At 54.3% G+C, this 15,330-nt stretch carries 16 protein-coding genes; 6 read left to right on the top strand and 10 right to left on the bottom strand.

Annotation, left to right across the window (positions count from 1 at the left end; all coding sequences use genetic code 11):
• Positions 1 to 27 precede the first annotated feature (27 nt).
• From glmM to rlmE, 4 genes are all read right to left on the bottom strand, one after another.
• Positions 28 to 1,365, bottom strand: coding sequence for a phosphoglucosamine mutase (gene glmM / locus ACEPLT_RS19815; protein ID WP_008501469.1), 1,338 nt, complete (start codon positions 1,363 to 1,365; stop codon positions 28 to 30).
• Positions 1,358 to 2,206, bottom strand: coding sequence for a dihydropteroate synthase (folP, locus tag ACEPLT_RS19820; protein WP_008501468.1), 849 nt, complete (start codon positions 2,204 to 2,206; stop codon positions 1,358 to 1,360). The genes glmM and folP overlap by 8 nt, the downstream gene beginning before the upstream one ends.
• Before the next feature lie 98 nt (positions 2,207 to 2,304).
• Complete coding sequence (ftsH, locus tag ACEPLT_RS19825) at positions 2,305 to 4,239, bottom strand: ATP-dependent zinc metalloprotease FtsH (protein WP_013098921.1); 1,935 nt, start codon at positions 4,237 to 4,239, stop codon at positions 2,305 to 2,307.
• A gap of 102 nt (positions 4,240 to 4,341) precedes the next feature.
• Positions 4,342 to 4,968: a 23S rRNA (uridine(2552)-2'-O)-methyltransferase RlmE gene (rlmE, locus tag ACEPLT_RS19830; protein WP_003861812.1), complete on the bottom strand. Its 627-nt coding sequence runs from the start codon at positions 4,966 to 4,968 to the stop codon at positions 4,342 to 4,344.
• Positions 4,969 to 5,095: 127 nt separating this feature from the next.
• Here rlmE and yhbY point away from each other — a divergent pair, with 127 nt between their 5' ends.
• Positions 5,096 to 5,389 carry a ribosome assembly RNA-binding protein YhbY gene (gene yhbY / locus ACEPLT_RS19835; RefSeq protein WP_003861814.1) on the top strand — a complete coding sequence of 98 codons (294 nt, stop codon included), beginning with the start codon at positions 5,096 to 5,098 and terminating at the stop codon, positions 5,387 to 5,389.
• Positions 5,390 to 5,540: 151 nt separating this feature from the next.
• Here yhbY and greA read toward each other — a convergent pair whose 3' ends face one another.
• Positions 5,541 to 6,017, bottom strand: a complete 477-nt coding sequence (greA, locus tag ACEPLT_RS19840; RefSeq protein ID WP_003861815.1) for a transcription elongation factor GreA — start codon at positions 6,015 to 6,017, stop codon at positions 5,541 to 5,543.
• 228 nt (positions 6,018 to 6,245) lie between these two features.
• On the opposite strand from greA, the gene dacB reads away from it, so the two are divergent.
• The 3 genes from dacB to pmrB are packed head-to-tail and all read left to right on the top strand — an operon-like array spanning position 6,246 to position 9,384.
• Positions 6,246 to 7,679 carry a serine-type D-Ala-D-Ala carboxypeptidase gene (gene dacB, locus ACEPLT_RS19845; RefSeq protein WP_021242259.1) on the top strand — a complete coding sequence of 478 codons (1,434 nt, stop codon included), beginning with the start codon at positions 6,246 to 6,248 and terminating at the stop codon, positions 7,677 to 7,679.
• Between the two features lie 2 nt (positions 7,680 to 7,681).
• Positions 7,682 to 8,344: a two-component system response regulator PmrA gene (pmrA, locus tag ACEPLT_RS19850; protein ID WP_008501465.1), complete on the top strand. Its 663-nt coding sequence runs from the start codon at positions 7,682 to 7,684 to the stop codon at positions 8,342 to 8,344.
• Positions 8,341 to 9,384 carry a two-component system sensor histidine kinase PmrB gene (gene pmrB / locus ACEPLT_RS19855; RefSeq protein WP_045407062.1) on the top strand — a complete coding sequence of 348 codons (1,044 nt, stop codon included), beginning with the start codon at positions 8,341 to 8,343 and terminating at the stop codon, positions 9,382 to 9,384. The genes pmrA and pmrB overlap by 4 nt, the downstream gene beginning before the upstream one ends.
• Before the next feature lie 34 nt (positions 9,385 to 9,418).
• Here the strand turns inward: pmrB and cgtA are convergent, their stop codons facing one another.
• The 4 genes from cgtA to rplU form a co-directional block, all read right to left on the bottom strand.
• The gene (gene cgtA, locus ACEPLT_RS19860) at positions 9,419 to 10,594 is read right to left on the bottom strand and encodes an Obg family GTPase CgtA (protein WP_021242261.1); all 1,176 of its coding nucleotides are present in this window, start codon (positions 10,592 to 10,594) and stop codon (positions 9,419 to 9,421) included.
• A 15-nt stretch (positions 10,595 to 10,609) separates the two neighbouring features.
• Positions 10,610 to 11,575: a DMT family transporter gene (locus ACEPLT_RS19865; RefSeq protein WP_008501462.1), complete on the bottom strand. Its 966-nt coding sequence runs from the start codon at positions 11,573 to 11,575 to the stop codon at positions 10,610 to 10,612.
• Positions 11,576 to 11,671: 96 nt separating this feature from the next.
• The gene (rpmA, locus tag ACEPLT_RS19870; protein WP_004385076.1) at positions 11,672 to 11,929 is read right to left on the bottom strand and encodes a 50S ribosomal protein L27; all 258 of its coding nucleotides are present in this window, start codon (positions 11,927 to 11,929) and stop codon (positions 11,672 to 11,674) included.
• 19 nt (positions 11,930 to 11,948) lie between these two features.
• Complete coding sequence (gene rplU, locus ACEPLT_RS19875) at positions 11,949 to 12,260, bottom strand: 50S ribosomal protein L21 (protein ID WP_003025032.1); 312 nt, start codon at positions 12,258 to 12,260, stop codon at positions 11,949 to 11,951.
• 257 nt (positions 12,261 to 12,517) lie between these two features.
• Here rplU and ispB point away from each other — a divergent pair, with 257 nt between their 5' ends.
• A complete protein-coding gene (gene ispB / locus ACEPLT_RS19880; protein ID WP_008501461.1) occupies positions 12,518 to 13,489 on the top strand; it encodes an octaprenyl diphosphate synthase in 972 nt (323 codons plus the stop codon).
• Between the two features lie 229 nt (positions 13,490 to 13,718).
• On the top strand, positions 13,719 to 14,006 hold the full coding sequence (gene sfsB, locus ACEPLT_RS19885) for a DNA-binding transcriptional regulator SfsB (RefSeq protein ID WP_008501460.1): 288 nt from the start codon (positions 13,719 to 13,721) through the stop codon (positions 14,004 to 14,006).
• Between the two features lie 60 nt (positions 14,007 to 14,066).
• Here the strand turns inward: sfsB and murA are convergent, their stop codons facing one another.
• Positions 14,067 to 15,326, bottom strand: a complete 1,260-nt coding sequence (gene murA, locus ACEPLT_RS19890; RefSeq protein ID WP_008501459.1) for a UDP-N-acetylglucosamine 1-carboxyvinyltransferase — start codon at positions 15,324 to 15,326, stop codon at positions 14,067 to 14,069.
• Positions 15,327 to 15,330 lie beyond the last annotated feature (4 nt).

Raw genomic sequence — 15,330 nt, forward strand, 5'->3', positions numbered from 1 at the left:
GCCTTTTTAAACATTTAGCGTGCAAGATTATGCAGCTTTAACAGCATCCGCAATACGGTGCGCAAATTCGGTTACCTGCGCTTCGTCTTCGCCTTCCACCATCACGCGGATCAGCGGTTCAGTACCAGACTTACGCAGCAGCACGCGACCACGGCTGCCCAGGGCAGCTTCAACGTCAGCCATCACCGCTTTCACGTTCTCATTTTCCAGCGGATCGCCTTTGCCGGCAGTGAAACGTACGTTTACGAGGATCTGTGGGAACATTTTCATGCCGCTGCACAGATCGTGCAGGCTCATATGGTTTCGCGCCATGGCGGCAACCACCTGCAACGCGGCCACAATACCGTCACCGGTGGTGGTTTTGTCGAGCAGGATCACGTGACCTGAATTCTCAGCGCCGATACGCCAGCCCTTCTCCTGCAATTTTTCCAACACATAGCGGTCACCCACTTTCGCGCGAACGAACGGAATACCGAGCTGTTTAAGCGCCAGTTCCAGGCCCATGTTACTCATCAGCGTCCCGACCGCACCGCCGCGCAGCTGGCCCTGACGCAGACCTTCACGCGCAATAATGTAGAGGATCTGGTCGCCGTCGACCTTGTTACCTTCGTGATCAACCATGATCACGCGGTCACCGTCGCCGTCCAGCGCAATGCCCAGATCGGCTTTTTCTGCCAGCACGCGCGCCTGCAGGGCACGAACGTCAGTTGCCCCCACCTGCTCGTTAATGTTCAGACCATCCGGCTCGCAGCCAATGGTGATTACTTTCGCACCCAGCTCGCGGAAGACATTCGGGGCGATGTGATAGGTCGCGCCATTTGCGCAGTCCACCACAATTTTGAGGTGGGCCAGGCTCAGCTCATTCGGGAAGGTGCCTTTACAGAATTCGATATAGCGACCCGCCGCATCAACGATACGGTTCGCTTTACCCAGCTCGGCGGAATCAACACAGGTGATCTCTTTTTCCATTTCAGCTTCAATGGCTTCTTCCACCTCATCCGGCAGCTTGGTGCCATCAATAGAGAAGAACTTAATGCCGTTGTCGTAGAACGGGTTGTGAGAGGCCGAGATAACAATCCCCGCTTCCGCACGGAAGGTGCGCGTCAGGTACGCGACTGCAGGCGTTGGCATTGGGCCTGTAAAAGAGGCGGACAGTCCAGCCGCCGCCAGCCCCGCTTCCAGCGCGGATTCCAGCATATAGCCGGAAATACGGGTGTCTTTACCGATGATAATTTTACGTGAGCCATGACGCGCCAGAACCTTGCCGGCAGCCCAGCCGAGCTTCAGGACAAAATCAGGGGTGATGGGAGCATCGCCTACGCGCCCGCGGATACCGTCGGTACCAAAATATTTACGATTACTCATAGCGTTTGTTTTCCTTCGCTGCCAGTGTGGCTTCCACCACACGCATGGCTTCTACTGTTTCTTTGACGTCATGGACACGAATGATGTGCGCCCCCTGCATCGCCGCAATCACCGCGCAGGCCAGGCTGCCGCTCAGGCGTTCGCTCGGGCCTACATTCAGCAACTGGCCAATCATCGACTTTCTCGACATCCCCACCAGCAGCGGCAGGCCAAAGTGATGAAATTCCGATAAGCGCGCAAGCAGCGCATAGTTGTGTGAGAGATTTTTACCGAAACCGAACCCCGGGTCGAGCAGCAATTTCTCTTTTGGGATACCGGCACGTTCACAACGTTCGATATGCTCAATAAAGAAGCGATTTACGTCGGCAAAGACATCGTCATACTTCGGCGCGTCCTGCATGGTTTTCGGTTGCCCCTGCATATGCATCAGGCAAACCGGCAGCCCGGTTTCCGCAGCCGCCTCAATCGCTCCCGGCTCGGTAAGTGAACGAATATCATTGATAATGTGAGCGCCCACTTTCGCCACTTCTCGGATGACTTCCGGTTTGGAGGTATCTACTGAGATCCACACTTCAAACCGCTGCGCGATTGCTTCAACGACCGGCACCACGCGCGCCAGCTCTTCTTCCACAGACACGTCCGCCGCACCGGGGCGCGTCGATTCGCCGCCAACATCAATGATGGTGGCACCTGCATTAATCATTAAATTCGCATGCTTAACCGCCTCGATAAGCGTGTTATGCGTGCCGCCGTCAGAGAAGGAGTCAGGGGTAACATTCAGGATCCCCATCACATGGGGATGTGAAAGATCGAGATGCGAGTCCTGAGCGAATAATTTCATGGCGAAATCCCTGATATTTAAATGGTTAAACAGAAATGAAAAACCCCGGAGCAAGCTCCAGGGTTTGAGGTACAAACAAACGCTTCAACAGCAGTGACTTACTTATCGCCCAACTGTTCTGACATGGTGTTGCCCGGGTTTGGCGTACGCGGTTCATCAACCGGACGCGGCGCACGCGGGGTGCCATTGTTGTCAGAGTTATTGGAAGCGCCTGGGTCTTCCCAGCCTGCTGGCGGACGCACTTCGCGGCGCGCCATCAGGTCGTCAATCTGCGGTGCATCGATGGTCTCATATTTCATGAGCGCATCTTTCATGGAATGCAGAATGTCCATGTTGTCATTCAGGATCTGACGCGCGCGACCGTAGTTACGTTCAATCAGCGCTTTCACTTCCTGGTCGATGATACGAGCCGTTTCATCGGACATATGTTTCGCTTTCGCGACAGAGCGGCCCAGGAACACCTCACCCTCTTCCTCTGCATACAGCAGCGGACCGAGTTTGTCGGAGAAGCCCCACTGAGTCACCATGTTACGCGCCAGGTTTGTCGCCACTTTAATGTCGTTCGACGCACCGGTAGAAACATGTTCCGGACCGTAGATAATCTCTTCCGCCAGACGACCGCCGTACAGGGTTGAGATCTGGCTTTCCAGCTTCTGACGGCTGGCGCTGATCGCGTCGCCTTCAGGCAGGAAGAAGGTCACACCCAGCGCACGACCGCGCGGAATAATCGTCACTTTATGCACCGGATCGTGTTCCGGCACCAGACGACCGATAATCGCGTGACCGGCTTCGTGGTAAGCCGTGGACTCTTTCTGCGCTTCCGTCATCACCATGGAGCGACGTTCCGCACCCATCATGATCTTGTCTTTCGCTTTCTCGAACTCCACCATCGACACGACGCGCTTGTTACCGCGAGCGGCAAACAGTGCAGCTTCGTTGACCAGGTTAGCGAGATCCGCACCGGAGAAGCCCGGAGTACCGCGCGCAATGATTGCCGCGTCGATATCTGGTGCCAGCGGTACGCGACGCATGTGAACTTTCAGAATTTGTTCACGACCGCGAACATCCGGCAGACCGACAACAACCTGACGGTCGAAACGGCCTGGACGCAGCAGCGCCGGGTCAAGTACGTCCGGACGGTTAGTTGCCGCGATAACGATGATACCTTCGTTACCTTCGAAGCCGTCCATCTCAACCAGCATCTGGTTCAGCGTCTGTTCACGTTCATCGTGACCACCGCCCAGGCCTGCGCCACGCTGGCGGCCTACGGCGTCGATTTCATCGATGAAGATAATGCACGGTGCTGCCTTCTTGGCCTGCTCGAACATGTCACGCACACGAGATGCACCAACACCCACGAACATTTCGACGAAGTCTGAACCTGAAATAGTAAAGAACGGCACCTTCGCTTCACCCGCGATGGCTTTCGCCAGCAGAGTTTTACCGGTACCCGGAGGGCCAACCATCAGCACGCCTTTCGGGATTTTACCGCCCAGTTTCTGGAAACGGCTCGGCTCGCGCAGGTATTCAACCAGTTCACCCACCTCTTCTTTTGCTTCGTCACACCCGGCGACGTCTGCAAACGTGGTTTTGATCTGATCTTCCGTCAACATACGCGCCTTGCTCTTACCGAACGACATGGCACCTTTGCCACCGCCGCCCTGCATCTGGCGCATAAAGAAGATCCAGACGCCGATAAGCAGCAGCATCGGGAACCAGGAAATGAAGATAGAAGCCAACAGGCTTGGTTCTTCTGGCGGCTCGCCTACCACTTTGACGTTTTTGGTCAGAAGGTTATCAAGCAGCTTAGGATCGTTCACCGGGATGTAAGTCGTGTAACGGTTACTATCTTTCTTGGTAACGTTGATCTCACGTCCGTTGATACGCGCTTCGCGAACCTGGTCCTGATTGACCTCCTGCAGGAAGGTAGAATAATCCACCTTGCGGCCATTCGACTCGCTGGGCCCAAAGCTCTGGAATACTGACATCAGCACAACGGCAATGACCAGCCAGAGTATTAGGTTTTTCGCCATGTCACTCAAGGGATTAACCTCATATTACAACTGTGTTAAAAACAGCGTCAGGATACTCTATATCCAGTTTCATTCAAACTTTCGTCTGAAATCTCCCGGTTATCATTTTCGCCCGGTCGCTACAATATACACTTCACGGGAACGGGCCCGGGAAGAGTCCGGCTTACGAACTTTGACCTTCGCAAACAGGGAGCGAATTTCCTTAAGATACTCCTCGAAACCTTCGCCCTGAAACACCTTCACAACAAAACTACCACCAGGCGCTAGTACATCACGACACATTTCTAACGCTAGCTCCACCAGATACATGGCGCGGGGGATATCCACCGCCGGTGTTCCGCACATATTTGGTGCCATATCTGACATGACAACCTGGACCTTACTGTCACCTACACGATCAAGTAACGCTTTCAGCACTAATTCATCACGAAAGTCGCCCTGAAGGAAGTCGACACCGACGATGGGATCCATTGGTAAAAGATCGCACGCGATGATTCGGCCCGTTCCGCCGATCTGCGTTACCGCATACTGGGACCATCCGCCAGGTGCCGCACCGAGGTCAACAACCGTCATCCCCGGCTTAAAAAGTTTGTCACTTTGCTGTATTTCATCAAGTTTAAACCAGGCACGGGACCGCAACCCCTTTTTCTGTGCCTGTTGAACATATTTATCGCTAAAGTGTTCCTGAAGCCAGCGGCTGGAGCTGGCAGAACGCTTTTTACCTGTCATTTAACATTTCCGTCCTGGTTCATCGTTACTTGCCTGTGACGTAAATTTCTACGCAGCTATTTGGCGATATTAGGGAGATGGCGGTAGAATGAACCGTTTTCAATCCCAACGTAAGCAAAAATATACGATGAATCTGAGTACTAAACAAAAACAGCACCTTAAAGGTCTGGCACATCCGCTCAAGCCTGTAGTGATGCTTGGCAACAATGGTTTGACCGAAGGGGTGCTTGCCGAGATTGAACAAGCGCTGGAACACCACGAGCTGATCAAGGTGAAAATCGCCTCTGAAGACAGAGACACTAAAAACCTGATCGTGGAAGCCATCGTGCGCGAAACCGGCGCCTGTAATGTACAGGTCATCGGTAAAACGCTGGTGCTCTACCGCCCATCTAAAGAGCGTAAAATCTCGCTGCCACGTTAAGGATATCCTGAATTAAACACATTTTCTGTGTGAAACGAGGGATTTCTGTCAGCAGGCGAGCAAAATGCCATGCTCCTTGAGTTGATAAAAGGCCGCTACGCGGCCTTTTTCTTTTCTTTACAATGTATCAACATCTTAGTAGAGAAGCGAATTACAGGTATTCAACCTTAATAATTTCGTATTCCACTTCACCACCAGGGGTGCGGATGGTGACAACATCGTCCTGCTCTTTGCCAATCAGGCCGCGAGCAATCGGTGAGTTCACCGAAATCAGGTTCTGTTTGAAGTCAGCTTCATCATCACCCACGATGCGATAGGTCTGCTCTTCGTCGTTGTCCAGGTTCAGCACGGTAACGGTTGAACCAAAAATCACACGGCCATTATTCGGCATTTTGGTGATATCGATAACCTGTGCATTGGACAGTTTTGCTTCGATATCTTTAATACGCCCTTCACAGAAGCCCTGCTGCTCACGCGCGGCGTGGTATTCAGCGTTCTCTTTCAGGTCGCCATGCTCACGCGCTTCCGCGATAGCGGCGATGATTTCAGGGCGACGTACGGATTTCAGAAAATCCAGCTCTTCGCGCAGTTTTTCGGCACCACGTAAGGTCATCGGAATAGCTTGCATTTGTTATACCTCTTAAACATTCCTGTTGGGAGCAGTGTTCCCTGCTCCAGCCCACCTGAACAGGCCAGAAGCAAAAAGAAAACCGACCCGGGAGCAACGCCCCAGGTCAGCAGCAATTTTTCAATTTGATACGCATTTTACCGCGAAGTTCACTATGGGTCATCGTTTACTTTGCAGTGCCATGCACCGTAGTATGACGGTTTGTTTTCGGGTTGTTAGCGCGAGATTATGCGATTTTCCAGTTTTATCATCGGATTGACTACCAGTATAACGTTCACCGCCCAGGCCGCGAATGTTGATGAGTACATTAATCAGCTTCCCGCAGGCGCGAACCTTGCCCTGATGGTGCAGAAGGTTGGCGCACAGGCTCCCGAGATTGACTATCACAGTCAACAGATGGCGCTGCCTGCCAGTACCCAAAAGGTGATCACCGCCCTCGCCGCTCTGCTCCAGCTCGGGCCTGACTTCCGTTTTACGACCACCCTTGAAACCAAAGGTAACGTCGAGGGTGGCGAACTGAAAGGCGATCTTATCGCCCGTTTTGGCGGCGATCCAACCTTTAAACGCCAGGATATCCGCAATATGGTTGCGGTGCTAAAAAAAACCGGCGTGCAAAAAATTGATGGCAATGTGCTGATCGACACGTCCATCTTTGCCAGCCACGACAAAGCCCCGGGCTGGCCGTGGAACGACATGACGCAGTGTTTTAGCGCCCCGCCCGCCGCTGCGATTGTTGACCGCAACTGCTTCTCGGTTTCGCTTTACAGTGCGCCGAAGCCGGATGATTTAGCGTTTATCCGCATCGCGTCCTACTACCCGGTCACCATGTTTAGCCAGGTTCGCACGCTGGCCAAGGGTTCCCCCGATGCCCAGTATTGCGAACTGGATGTGGTGCCAGGCGACCTTAACCGCTTCACGCTCACCGGCTGCCTGACGCAGCGCGCCGATCCGCTGCCGCTGGCCTTTGCGATACAGGATGGCGCAAGCTATGCAGGCGCCATTCTGAAAGATGAGCTGAAACAAGCGGGAATAACCTATTCCGGCACCCTGCTTCGTCAGACGCAGGTCAACCAGCCCGGCACGGTCATCGCCAGCAAACAGTCTGCGCCGCTGCACGATTTACTGCGAATTATGCTGAAAAAGTCGGACAACATGATTGCCGATACGGTGTTCCGCATGATTGGCCACGCCCGTTTCGGCGTGCCGGGAACCTGGCGCGCGGGCTCAGACGCGGTGCGTCAGATTCTGCGCCAGCAGGCGGGGATCGATCTGGGTAATACCATCGCCGTCGATGGCTCCGGCCTGTCGCGCCATAATTTGATCTCTCCGGCCACGATGATGCAGGTGCTTCAGTACATTGCACAGCATGACACTGAGCTAAACTTTATTTCAATGCTGCCGCTGGCCGGACATGACGGTTCACTGCAGTACCGCGCAGGGCTTCACGCTGCCGGCGTGGATGGCAAAGTCTCCGCGAAAACAGGCTCACTGCAGGGGGTTTACAACCTTGCAGGCTTCATCACTACCGCCAGCGGACAGCGCATGGCATTCGTGCAGTATCTTTCCGGCTATGCCGTCGAACCGACCGATCAGCGCAATCGTCGTATTCCGCTGGTTCGCTTCGAAAGCAGGCTTTATAAGGACATCTACCAGAATAACTAGCGATGAAACTACTTATAGTTGAAGACGATCTGTTATTGCAGGAAGGGCTGGCGCTGGGGCTGGCCAATGAAGGGTATGCTCTCGACTGTGCAGGCACCGCAGCAGAGGCGGATGCCCTGATCCAGAGCGGCGAATACAGCCTGGTGATCCTCGATTTGGGCTTGCCGGATAAAGACGGCGCCACGCTGCTCAGCCAGTGGCGACGTCGCGGCATCAACAATCCCGTCCTGATCCTGACGGCACGTGATGCCATTGAAGATCGTATCACCGGCCTCGATGCAGGCGCAGATGATTATCTGGTGAAGCCTTTCGCGCTCGCGGAGCTGCAGGCACGAGTGCGAGCGTTGATTCGCCGTTATCAGGGCCATAGTGATAACTTACTGACCGACGGCGACATTACGCTGAATTTGCAAACCCAGCAGGTGCTGCAACAGGATCAGGCCGTAGAGGTCACACCAAAAGAGTTCGCCTTGCTTACGCGTCTGATCATGCGCAGCGGGCAAACGGTACACAGAGAAACGCTCCAGCAGGATATCTACTCCTGGCAGGACGATCCCGGGTCAAATACCCTTGAGGTCCACATCCATAATCTGCGGCGTAAGCTCGGTAAAGACAGGATCAAAACCGTTCGCGGCGTCGGCTATCGTCTGGAGAGCCAGAAATGAACAGCATGCGTCGGCGTCTGATGGTACTGCTGGCGGTCATTCTCCTGTTTTTCCAGCTGATAAGCGTCATCTGGCTATGGCATGAAAGCCGTGAACAGATTGGTTTTCTGGTCAACGAAACGCTGTCAGCGAAAGCGCGCAATAATCACGTTGAGAAAGAGATACGCGAAGCGATTGCCTCGCTGCTGGTCCCTTCCCTGGTGATGGTTGGCTTTACCCTGCTCTTCTCTTTCTGGGCGGTCACCTGGATAACCCGGCCGCTGAATAAACTCCGCGCCAGCCTCGCTAATCGTTCAGCCGATAACTTAACCCCGCTTCCCATGTATTCCGACATGGAAGAAATTGGCGCGGTGACGACCTCCCTGAACCAGCTGCTGGCCCGGCTGGATAGCACCATTAAGCAGGAACGTCTCTTCACCGCAGACGCCGCTCACGAGCTGAGAACGCCTCTGGCCGGTATCCGGCTCCATCTGGAGCTGATGTCGCAGTCAGGTGCGCCACAGGCCGCCACGCTGATTAGCCGTATCGATCAGCTCATGCATACCGTCGAACAGCTGCTGATGCTGGCCCGGGCCGGACAGGCCATGGCGAGCGGACACTACGAAACCGTGAACTGGACGGAAAATATCATTGAACCTCTCGGCCTGGGGCATGAAGCCAAAGAGCATACGGTGATTTGGCCCGCTAAAAGCGCGCTCACGGTTCAGGGAGACGCCGTTCTCCTGCGCCTGATGCTGCGCAACCTGCTGGAGAATGCCGGGCGCTACAGCCCGGCAGGGACAACGATTACAGTGACATTAACCGAGGTCGACGGCGGGACGCAGATTAGCGTTATCGATCAGGGTCCTGGAATTGATGAAGCGCACCGACAGTCAATTACCGAGCCGTTCCGCCGTCTTGACCAGCGCTACGGAGGCAGTGGGCTGGGCCTGAGCATCGTGCAGCGCATCCTCCAGCTCCATCACGGCAGGCTAACGCTTGAGAATGGTGCTGAAGGTGGCTTAATCGCCAGCTGCTGGCTGCCCGCAACGCTGGAATAAAAAAAGCCCCCATAACGGGGGCTTTGAACAGCAATTAGTGCTTGTAGATGAACTCGACGCCTTCTTCGTCGTCTTCATCCCAGTCATCATCCCAGTCTTCATCGTCTTCTTCCGCTTCCAGCTCTTCGAGCTGCTGGCGGTGGTAGTCATCCCACATGAATTCGACTTTTTCAGGCTGTTTGACTTCTTCCGCCTGAACAATTGGGTTCTCAATGATGAAGGTCATCACATCCCAGCACAGATCTTTCACGCCAACCTGGCTTGCCGCAGAGATCAGGTAGTATTTATCTTCCCAACCCATCGCTTCAGCAATGGCTTTCGCTTTTGCTTCCGCTTCGGCTTTGTCCATCAGGTCGATCTTGTTGAAGACCAGCCAGCGTGGTTTGTTCGCCAGTTTCTCGCTGTATTTCTCCAGCTCGCCAACAATGATGCGGGCGTTTTCAACCGGATCGGAACCGTCGATAGGATCGATATCAATGAGGTGCAGCAGCACGCGGCAGCGCTCAAGGTGTTTCAGGAAGCGAATACCCAGACCCGCCCCTTCCGCGGCGCCTTCAATCAGGCCCGGAATATCGGCGACCACGAAGCTCTTCTCGTTATCCATACGGACAACGCCCAGGCTTGGTACCAGCGTGGTAAACGGATAGTCAGCCACTTTTGGCTTCGCCGCAGAAACCGCGCGAATAAACGTCGATTTACCTGCGTTTGGCATACCCAGCATGCCCACGTCAGCCAGAAGCATCAGTTCCAGCTGCAGGTCGCGCTTATCGCCCGGCGTACCCATCGTTTTCTGACGCGGCGTACGGTTAACGGAAGATTTGAAACGGCTGTTACCCAGACCGTGCCAGCCGCCTTTCGCCACCATCAGGCGCTGACCGTGTTTGGTCATGTCGCCCATGGTTTCACCCGTCCCCTGGTCAATCACACGCGTACCGACCGGAACTTTAATGGTGACGTCTTTACCGCGTTTCCCGGTACAGTCACGGCTCTGGCCGTTCTGGCCACGTTCAGCGCGGAAGGATTTTTCGAAACGGTAGTCGATCAGCGTGTTGAGGTTCTCATCCGCCTCCAGCCACACGTCACCACCATCCCCACCGTCGCCGCCATCAGGACCGCCACGAGGGATATACTTTTCACGGCGGAAGCTCACGCAACCGTTGCCGCCATCACCAGCCACGACCAGGATCGTCGCTTCATCAACAAACTTCATTTTACTCTCCGTAACTCATTCGCCTGAGCGGGGGACTACTACAACCGCTTCATTTTTGCGCCAACGTCCCCAAAGACGATGACCAATGGCGGAATACATCGCGCCCGCAACCACGACAAACGCACCGAGATAACCCAACAGGTTGAGCATCGGTCTGACGAAGACATCGGGCCAGGCCATTGATAACAAATCTGAAAATAACAGCGTAAACAGCGGGGTAAGCGTGATCAACGCGCTCACCTGTGCTGCCTGCCAGCGCGCCATCGCTTCGGCCAGCGCGCCATAACCGACCAGCGTGTTCAGCCCACAAAAAATGAGGCACGCCAGTTGCCAGTCGCTAAGCTGGGTAATCACGCCCGGCTTCGCTAATGGCAGCAATGCTATTGTACACAAAGTGTACAGCAAAAAGAGGATCTGCTGTGAGGCAAGCCGACGCAATAACACCTTTTGCGCGACGCCATAGCTCACCCAGACCGTTGCTGCCCCCACGCCGAAAATGACACCCCAGGTGTAATCCGTCAGGCGGGTAAAAATCTCGATCAGACTGGTGTTGAAGAACATCACCAGACCGCACAACAGCATGCTCGCCCCGATAATCTGCGTACCGCGCATCTTCTCCTTGAGGATAAAGACGCTGGCGACCATCATGCCCACCGGCGAAAGCTGACCAATCACCTGCGACGCCGTGGGGCTGAGATATTGCAGGGAAGAGCTGAACAGGATGAAGTTACCGAACAGACCGCCCGTCGCGATAGCCAGCAATACCAGCCAGCGCGGTTTACGGAAGAGCCGCAAGGGTGGAAGCTTACCTTTGATGGCCAGAATCGCCCCGAGGCCGATGCTTGCCATCAGAAAGCGATAAAAGACCACCGTAGGCGGCTCCATCACTTCCAGTACCTGCTTCATTGCAATTGGCAGCGCACCCCAGCACATTGCGGTTGTGAGCGCCAAAAGAATTCCTATGCCGGCCTGCTGCTTCATGCCCGTTTTCCCTACAGAAAAAATTACCGGGTTTCCAATGTAAAAAGCCCCGCAACAGGGTGCGGGGCTTTAATCCGTTACCGGACCGAGAAAACCTTACTCAGCAACGATGCTGATGTATTTACGGTTGTTCGGGCCTTTAACTTCAAATTTCACTTTACCGTCTGCTTTAGCAAACAGAGTGTGGTCACGACCGCAACCTACGTTGTTGCCAGCGTGGAATTTGGTACCACGTTGACGAACGATGATGCTACCCGCCAGAACGGATTCGCCACCGAAACGCTTAACGCCCAGGCGTTTAGCTTCTGAATCGCGACCGTTACGTGTGGAGCCGCCAGCCTTTTTATGTGCCATTTAAATCTCTCCTCAGGTCTTAGGCGCTGATGCCAGTAATTTTCACATCAGTGAACCACTGACGGTGGCCCTGCTGCTTACGGTAGTGCTTACGACGACGAAACTTAACGATTTTAACTTTCTCGCCACGACCGTGTGCAACAACTTCAGCTTTGATAACGCCGCCATCAACGAAAGGAACGCCGATTTTGACTTCTTCACCGTTTGCGATCATCAGAACTTCTGCGAACTCAACAGATTCGCCAGTTGCGATGTCCAGCTTTTCCAGGCGAACGGTCTGACCTTCGCTTACTCGGTGTTGTTTACCACCACTTTGGAAAACCGCGTACATATAAACTCCGCTTCCGCGCACGTCCTCGTATGAATCAGAGTGCGCTATAAATATTCACAATAGGGCGCGAATATTACGCAAAACGCGAGCCTTTGACAAGTGCTACCGTCAATACATGAAGAAAAAAAACACAACACGTACGGTAACGTTTATCTGAGCCGTTTTTTCAGTACAATCAGCACTAGTATTGATAAACCGAAACCCTTCGTTACCCCATTGAAGATGGGATCAACAGGATAAAAAGCCCGGCTTTTGCGATGAATTTAGAAAAAATCAACGAGTTAACCGCGCAAGATATGGCGGGTGTGAATGCAGCAATCCTGGAGCAACTCAACTCTGACGTTCAGCTGATCAATCAGTTGGGCTATTACATTGTCAGCGGCGGCGGTAAACGCATTCGTCCGATGATTGCTATTCTGGCTGCCAGAGCCGTTGGCTATCAGGGAAATGCCCACATCACTATCGCCGCGCTCATCGAATTTATCCACACGGCGACGCTTCTGCACGACGATGTGGTGGATGAATCGGATATGCGTCGTGGCAAAGCTACGGCTAACGCCGCTTTCGGGAACGCAGCCAGCGTCCTGGTGGGAGATTTTATCTATACCCGCGCCTTCCAGATGATGACCAGCCTGGGTTCCCTGAAAGTGCTGGAAGTGATGTCCGAAGCCGTTAACGTCATCGCTGAAGGCGAAGTGCTGCAGCTGATGAACGTCAACGACCCGGACATCACTGAAGAAAACTACATGCGCGTCATCTACAGCAAAACCGCGCGCCTGTTTGAAGCGGCGGCCCAGTGTTCCGGTATTTTGGCGGGCTGTACCGAAGCGCAGGAAAAAGGCCTGCAGGACTATGGCCGCTATCTGGGCACAGCCTTCCAGCTGATTGACGATCTGCTGGACTACAGTGCGGACGGCGAGACGCTCGGCAAAAACGTTGGCGATGACCTGAACGAAGGCAAACCGACCCTGCCGCTGCTCCACGCCATGCGTAACGGAACGGCCGACCAGGCGAAGATGATCCGTGAAGCGATTGAGCAGGGAAATGGCCGCCATCTTCTGGAACCTGTACTGGAAACCATGGCAATCTGCGGATCGCTGGAATGGACGCGTCAGCGTGCAGAAGAAGAAGCCGACAAGGCCATCGAGGCCCTTCAGGTCATTCCAGACAGCCCATGGCGCGAAGCACTGATTGGCCTTGCCCACATCGCCGTTCAGCGCGACCGTTAATCTCCCTTTTTCTCCCCGCGAACCTGGCGGGGAGATTCCAGTACACACCAGTAAATTCCGCGTTCATGTAAATTCATCGGTTTAGAGACCGCATGAATAAAGCCATGTCTTATTCTGAATATTCCTTCAAGTAACGCGAACTTTTTAGAACAAGAGTTCGAAATGGGTATAGTAAACCCGTCGTTTCAGAAGAAACGGCGTAGGTGAATCCGAACTTAAGGACGGCGTTATGGATACGAAATTTATCGACTGGCACACGGCTGATATTATTGCCGCACTGCGCAAAAAAGGCACTTCACTGGCAGCAGAGTCCCGCCGCCATGGACTGAGTTCTTCAACTCTGGCAAACGCCCTCACCCGCCCCTGGCCAAAAGGAGAATTAATTATCGCAACGGCGCTGGACACGCATCCGTGGGTGATTTGGCCTTCGCGCTACCACGATCCTGTCACCCATGAATTTATCGACAGATCGCGCATGATTCGCCAGAGAAAAGTAAAAAAAGAATCGCAGGAATAAGGTTTTTTTGACAGGAACAGCAACCCCCCGGTCATTTCTGGCAGGGGGCTGCCGGAACGATTACTCGCCCTTCACACGCTCGATATTGGCACCCAGCGCGCGCAGTTTATCTTCGATACGCTCATAACCACGATCGATGTGATAAATACGATCCACGATCGTTGTGCCTTCTGCGATACAGCCCGCCAACACCAGGCTGGCAGACGCACGCAGATCGGTTGCCATCACCTGAGCACCGGACAGTTTCTCAACGCCGTGGCAAATCACAGTATTACTTTCGATCTCGGCACGTGCCCCCATACGGATCAGCTCCGGTACGTGCATAAAGCGGTTCTCGAAAATGGTTTCCGTGATAAAGCCGGTCCCTTCGGCGACCAGGTTCAACAAGGTGAACTGTGCCTGCATGTCAGTTGGGAACGCCGGATGCGGTGCCGTACGCACATTGACCGCTTTTGGACGCTGTCCATGCATATCAAGGCTGATCCAGTCTTCACCGATTTCGATATCCGCACCCGCATCGCGCAGTTTCGCCAGCACTGCATCCAGGGTATCTGGCTGCGCGTTGCGACAAACAATTTTCCCGCCAGAGATCGCAGCAGCGATCAGGAAGGTACCGGTTTCGATACGGTCCGGCAGTACGCGATAGACACCCCCGCCCAGACGCTCAACGCCTTCGATGGTGATGCGGTCGGTACCCTGACCGGAGATCTTCGCACCCAGCGCCACGAGGAAGTTGGCAGTATCCACAATCTCCGGTTCACGCGCGGCGTTTTCGATGATCGTGGTCCCTTCTGCCAGCGTTGCCGCAGACATAATGGTCACCGTTGCGCCCACGCTCACTTTGTCCATAACAATGTGCGCGCCTTTCAGACGACCATTGACGGACGCTTTAACGTAGCCTTCTTCCAGCTTGATCTCTGCGCCCAGTTTTTCCAGGCCAAAGATGTGCAGGTCAACCGGACGCGCACCGATAGCGCAACCGCCCGGCAGCGAAACCTGACCCTGACCGAAACGCGCCACCAGCGGGCCAAGCGCCCAGATGGAAGCACGCATGGTTTTCACCAGATCGTAAGGGGCAGAGAAGTTATTCACCTTGCTGGCGTCGATCCAGACGGAACCGTTACGCTCGACTTTCGTGCCCAACTGGGTGAGCAGCTTCATGGTGGTGTCGATATCTTTCAGCTTCGGTACGTTCTGAATCTCTACCGGCTCTTCCGCGAGCAGCGCAGCAAAGAGGATGGGCAGCGCGGCGTTTTTCGCGCCAGAAATTGTGACTTCGCCCTGGAGACGCGTTGGCCCCTGTACACGAAATTTATCCATGGTG

It is taken from the genome of Enterobacter sp. fkY84-1, assembly GCF_052974705.1.